Here is a 5,161-nt window from a genome sequence, read left to right as displayed (position 1 = left end):
AGTTCTGTGAGATCAAGCATCGTTTTCTTCCGTGATGTCCGTGAGGTCAGTGATGTCAGTGATGCCGGCGAAAAGATCGTCCTCCGGCAGTGAGGTCGCCACCCGGGTGCGGGCCAGTTCGAACTCCTCGGTCGGCCACAGCTGCTGCTGCACCTCGGCGGGGGTGGCCAGGAAGGCACCGGCCGGATCGATCTGGGTGGCGTGCGCCCGCAGGGCCGCCTCCCGGTGGGGGAAGTAGGCGGAGCACTCGACCTGGGTGGTCACCCGGGCCATGATGTCGGCCTTGTTCTGCTCCCAGCGCTCCAGCATCGGACCGTAGGGACTCGTGCGCCCCTCCCTGATGAGCAGGTCATGGAACATCTTCATCCGCTGCCTCACGAAACCGTGGGTGTAGTACAGCTTCAGCGGGGTCCAGGGTTCCCCGAGCTCCGGGGCGAAGTCAGGATTACCGGCGTTCTCCCACGCCAGCATGGACGCCTCGTGCACCTTGAGGTGATCGGGGTGCGGGTAACCGCCGTTCTCGTCGTAGGTGACGATGACGTGCGGGCGGAACTCGCGGATGATCCCGACGAATTCCTTCGCCACCTCCAGCCCCGGCTCGAGGGCGAAGCAGCCCTCCGGCAGCGGGGGCAGCGGATCCCCCTGCGGCAGGCCGGAGTCCTCGTGGCCCAGCCACACATGCTCCACTCCGAGGGCGGCAGCCGCGGTGGCCATCTCGGCGCGGCGGACGTTGACGATGTCCTCGAGGATCCCGGGCCTGTCCATCGCCGGGTTGAGGATGTCACCGCGCTCACCACCGGTGCACGTGAGCACCATCACCCGGTTGCCCTCCGCCGCGTAGCGGGCGGTGGTGGCCGCCCCCTTCGAGGCCTCGTCATCGGGGTGGGCGTGGATCGCCAGGAGCCGGAATCCGCTCAACGTCGCTCACTTCCTGTGGTGTCGTGGGTATGCAACCTGTCTCATGGTAGTCGATGGGGCAGTTTCCAGGTGTCGGCGACTAGGATGAGGCCGATACCCCACCCCGTCGTTAGAGGAAGACTGATGAGCACTCCCGCGCAGCCCCGTTCCGCCGCCCGCTACGGCGGCGAACGCCCCCGGAAGTCCCGGGGGAACCTCACGGGCAAGGCCATCGCCATTATGGCGGTCGTGCTGCTGGCGGGCCTGGCGGTGGCCATCGCCCGCTACATGGCGGCCGATGCCGAGCGCGGTGAGGTGACCATCTCCATGGTCTCCCATGAGCGCGTGGCCGACGACACGATGCGGCTGTGGGTGGACGTGACCCGCGAGGATCCCAACGTGGAGTCCTACTGCATCGTCACGGCCATGAACTACGAGATGGCCGAGGTGGGGCGCCGCGAGATCCTGGTGAAGCCGGGTGGTGACGCCGTCCAGCGCTTCGAGGTGGACATCCCCTCCCGCGATCTGCCCGTCTCCGGCAGTGTCTACGGCTGCTCGACCAGTGTCCCCGCCTACCTCACGGAGGGCCCGGCACTGGCCACTGAGTGACCCGACTCCCGGTGGCGTGTGTTAAAATCCGTGGCAATTGTTCACACCGGTGGGTGACGTGCGCGTCGGGGGATCCCCGCCGGAGGTGCACCCCCACCGGCCCGAGGTACAGGGAAGGCAGGGACGCTACGTAGCTATGGCTGAGAACAGCAAGCAGTACATCACCCCGGAAATGAAGGCGAAGCTCGAGGCTGAGCTGCAGGCACTGATCGACCACCGCCCCGTGGTCGCTGCCGAGATCAACGAGCGCCGCGAGGAGGGTGACCTCAAGGAGAACGCCGGTTACGACGCCGCCCGCGAGATGCAGGACCAGGAGGAGGCCCGCATCAAGCAGATCTCCGAGCTCCTGGCCAACTCCACCACTGAGCGCGAGGGCGTCGTCGAGGGTGTCGCCCTCGTCGGTTCCGTCGTCCACGTCTTCTACAACGGCGACGAGAGCGTCAAGGAGACCTTCCTCATCGGTACCCGCGCCGCCGCCACCGACAACGAGCACCTGGAGACCTACTCCGAGCACTCCCCGCTCGGTGCCGCGCTCCTGGGCGCCCGCGAGGGCGAGTCCCGTGAGTACACCGCCCCGAACGGGGCCACCATTACTGTGACCCTGGAGTCCGCGAAGCCCTACGACTCCCAACTTGCCGCGACGCCGCGTTCGGGCAAGTAATCTCACATACGAATCAGTGACTACCCGGAGGATCCCCACCATGTCCCGCACGTCCCGTACCTTCGCCCGCAAGGGTGCCGCCGTCGTCGGCGCTGCCGCCGCTGCCCTGGCTCTCGCCGCCTGCTCGCCGCCGAACGAGCAGCCGTCCGACGTCAAGGTCGACACCGCCACCGAGTTCCAGGCCCCGCCGGCGGAGACCGACGCTGACGAGACCACCACGGCCACCACCGCCACCGCCACCACGGCTGAGGTGGAGCCGGTCGAGGAGGACACCGTCGGACAGGACGGCGTTGTCGTCGAGGAAGCTCCGGTCCAGAACTAGTACGACCGTGTCACCATCTGCGCGCACCCAGGCCTCCGTCATCCTCGGCCTGGGTGTTCTGCTTGCTGCCTGCTCGCCGCCGAATGAGCAGCCCTCCGACCTCAAGGTCGACACGGCGACGGTCTTCCGCGCCACCCCGGCCACCACCACATCAGCGGCGGCAGGCCCGCGGCCCGGAGTCATCGAGTGCGTCGGCGCCCCGGAATTCGAGCCGACGTCACTGGCTCTGTCCTGTGCGGACGACGACGATCGCCTGGTCGGCATCGACTGGGAGTCCTGGACGTCGACGTCTGCCACCGGCACCGCCACCCGCGAGACCCGCCGGCAGGGCCGGACGGAACGCACGCGCGACGTCGAGGTGCGGTTGCACGATCCGGTCAACAGCCCGCAGGGCCTGGTGTACTCCCGGGTCACCGTCGACGATGACGAGGTGATTTTCTGATGAGCCTGCTCGCGCAGATCCCCCTGGTCACCCGACGGGTGATCGATGACGCCGCCACCGTCGGCGTCGAGCTCAGCCGCACCTACACCGCCTCCGCCCGCGAGTTGTGGGAGGCGATCACCGATCCGCACCGCCTGGAGCACTGGTTCGAGCCCGTTGACCCGGCGGACATCGAGATCCTCACCTGCCGGGCGGAGGAGCGGCTGGAGATCAGGTGGGAGTCCGGCACACTCGGCGTCACCATCGACGACAACACGCTGACACTCACCTACTCCACCGAACGCAACGAGCTGTGGGAGACCTACGGCCCCGCGATCCACGGCATCGGGTGGGACGCGGCCCTGGCCGCCCTCGCCCTGCACCTGGCGATGGACGCCGAAAACGACGAGGGTGAGGACGAGGAGTTCCTCCGCCGGGTGGTGGCCGAGTGGAGCGTCGATAAGCACCAGGCGCAACGCACCACGGCATTGATCCTGGAATGAAAAAAGGGCCCCCGAAGGGGCCCTTTTTCAGTGGAGCTTAGTTCGACCGGAAGTACGAGAGCAGACGCAGGATCTCGGTGTAGAGCCAGACCAGGGTGACTGCCAGGCCGAGGGCCACGCCCCAGGCCATCTTGGACGGCGCGCCGGCGCGGATCATCTTGTCGGCGGCGTCGAAGTCGGAGAGGAAGCTCATGGCTGCCAGACCGATGCAGACCAGGGAGAAGATGATGGCGAGCATGCCGCCGTCACGCAGCGGGTTCATGCCGGTGAACATGGCCAGCAGGAGGTTACCCACCACCAGGACCAGCACGCCGACGATGGCGCCGGTGAGGATGCGGTTGAACTTCGGGGTGACCTTGACGGCGCCGGTCTTGTAGACGAACAGCATGCCGAGGAACACACCCAGGGTGCCCATGACGGCCTGGCCGATCATGACGCCGGCGTCGGCGTTCATGCCCTCGAAGGTGACGCCGGTGAACAGCAGGGAGATGCCGCCGACGAACAGGCCCTCGAAAGCGGCGTAGATGAGGGTGACGGCCGCGGAGCCGTACTTCTTGCCGAAGGTGGCCACCAGCACGGTGATGAGACCACCGATGGCACCGACGACGGTGAGGATGAGCGCCAGGCCCGGGTTGATGAAGGCGTGGACGCCGACGTTGAGCACGGCGAAGGCGACGATGACCGCGAGGGTCATGCCGGTCTTGGCCACAATGTCATCGACGGTCATCGGGCGCTCGCCCGTGGTGGCCGGGGACTGTCCGTAGCCGGAGTACGGGTCCTGGTAACCCTGCGGCGCACCCGAGGGGTAGGCACCGGTCTGGATGCCACCCTTGGCGGTGGTGAGTGAGTTCATGACAGGGTTGCTGCTACGCACGATAAAACCCCGGTCCTTTCTGATCGCTTGGTGTTTCTACCCCGTACAACGTAGCAAAGGCGCAGATTGTTCCCCGGTTGCAGAGATCTTCTCGACACCGTGTCCGTTCCTGTATGCTGTTCCTGTTTTCATCGACACGACCCGAAAGGCGGCCGCCTCCTCCATGGAGCCTCCCCCTGACAGACCCACATCGTCCCAGCTCAGCCTGAGGCAGGTGATCACATGCTGACCGCCGTCGCCCTGCTCGTCCTGGGACTGGTGATCATCGGTCTGATCATCGTGGCCAACGGCTATTTCGTGGCCCAGGAGTTCGCCTTCATGTCCGTCGACCGCACCGAGCTGCGCTCGCGTGCCGAGGCCGGGGACGACAAGGCCGCCGCCGCCCTCAAGGTGACCAAGCGGACCTCCTTCATGCTCTCCGGCGCGCAGCTGGGCATCACCGTCACCGGCCTCATGGTCGGTTTCATCGCCGAACCGTTGGTCGGCGAGGCACTGGGCGTGTTGCTCGGCGGCGTCGGCGTGCCGGTGGCCGTGTCGATCGGCGTGGGCACCATCCTGGCGCTGGCGATCTCCACGGTGGTGCAGATGATCTTCGGTGAGCTCTTCCCGAAGAACTACACCATCGCCGCCCCGCTGAAGTCCTCCCGGGCACTGGCCCGCTCGACGAACATCTACCTGGCCGTCTTCGGCTGGTTGATCAGGTTCTTCGACTTCTCCTCCAACGCCCTGTTGCGCATGCTGCGCATCGAGCCGGTGGAGGACATCGATTCCACCGCCACCGCCGAGGACCTCGAGCACATCGTCACCTCCTCCCGGGAAAGCGGCGAACTCGACGACCAGACCTTCCTCGTCCTCGACCGCCTGCTGGACTTCC

Annotated in this window: 8 protein-coding genes; 6 read left to right on the top strand and 2 right to left on the bottom strand. The window is 66.6% G+C overall.

The features are described 5' to 3' along the window. Positions 1 to 12: 12 nt before the first annotated feature. Positions 13 to 918 carry a mycothiol conjugate amidase Mca gene (mca, locus tag Q4F73_RS09590; protein ID WP_303359125.1) on the bottom strand — a complete coding sequence of 302 codons (906 nt, stop codon included), beginning with the start codon at positions 916 to 918 and terminating at the stop codon, positions 13 to 15. A gap of 123 nt (positions 919 to 1,041) precedes the next feature. Between mca and Q4F73_RS09585 the strand changes: the two genes are divergently transcribed. The 5 genes from Q4F73_RS09585 to Q4F73_RS09565 all read left to right on the top strand — a co-directional run bounded on the left by Q4F73_RS09585 (position 1,042) and on the right by Q4F73_RS09565 (position 3,413). Further along, positions 1,042 to 1,506 carry a DUF4307 domain-containing protein gene (locus tag Q4F73_RS09585; RefSeq protein ID WP_303359124.1) on the top strand — a complete coding sequence of 155 codons (465 nt, stop codon included), beginning with the start codon at positions 1,042 to 1,044 and terminating at the stop codon, positions 1,504 to 1,506. A gap of 136 nt (positions 1,507 to 1,642) precedes the next feature. After that, the gene (greA, locus tag Q4F73_RS09580) at positions 1,643 to 2,167 is read left to right on the top strand and encodes a transcription elongation factor GreA (protein WP_303359123.1); all 525 of its coding nucleotides are present in this window, start codon (positions 1,643 to 1,645) and stop codon (positions 2,165 to 2,167) included. Positions 2,168 to 2,207: 40 nt separating this feature from the next. Continuing rightward, entirely contained in the window at positions 2,208 to 2,489 is a 282-nt protein-coding gene (locus Q4F73_RS09575; RefSeq protein ID WP_303359122.1) for a hypothetical protein, read from the top strand. 7 nt (positions 2,490 to 2,496) lie between these two features. Continuing rightward, positions 2,497 to 2,931 (top strand): hypothetical protein, encoded by a 435-nt coding sequence (locus tag Q4F73_RS09570; protein WP_303359121.1) that lies wholly within the window; start codon positions 2,497 to 2,499, stop codon positions 2,929 to 2,931. Next, on the top strand, positions 2,931 to 3,413 hold the full coding sequence (locus Q4F73_RS09565; protein ID WP_303359120.1) for a hypothetical protein: 483 nt from the start codon (positions 2,931 to 2,933) through the stop codon (positions 3,411 to 3,413). Before Q4F73_RS09570 ends, Q4F73_RS09565 begins: the two co-directional genes overlap by 1 nt. Positions 3,414 to 3,450: 37 nt before the next feature. Here Q4F73_RS09565 and Q4F73_RS09560 read toward each other — a convergent pair whose 3' ends face one another. Further along, a complete protein-coding gene (locus Q4F73_RS09560) occupies positions 3,451 to 4,287 on the bottom strand; it encodes a Bax inhibitor-1/YccA family protein (protein WP_303359119.1) in 837 nt (278 codons plus the stop codon). Positions 4,288 to 4,509: 222 nt separating this feature from the next. Here Q4F73_RS09560 and Q4F73_RS09555 point away from each other — a divergent pair. Next, the coding region (locus Q4F73_RS09555; RefSeq protein WP_303359118.1) for a CNNM domain-containing protein at positions 4,510 to 5,161 on the top strand (652 nt) is incomplete at its 3' end.

Origin of the sequence: Corynebacterium sp., assembly GCF_030535495.1 — a bacterium.
GTDB lineage: Bacteria > Actinomycetota > Actinomycetes > Mycobacteriales > Mycobacteriaceae > Corynebacterium.
The sequence above is the reverse complement of the archived record's forward strand: the minus strand, read 5'-3'. Positions and strand labels throughout refer to the sequence as shown.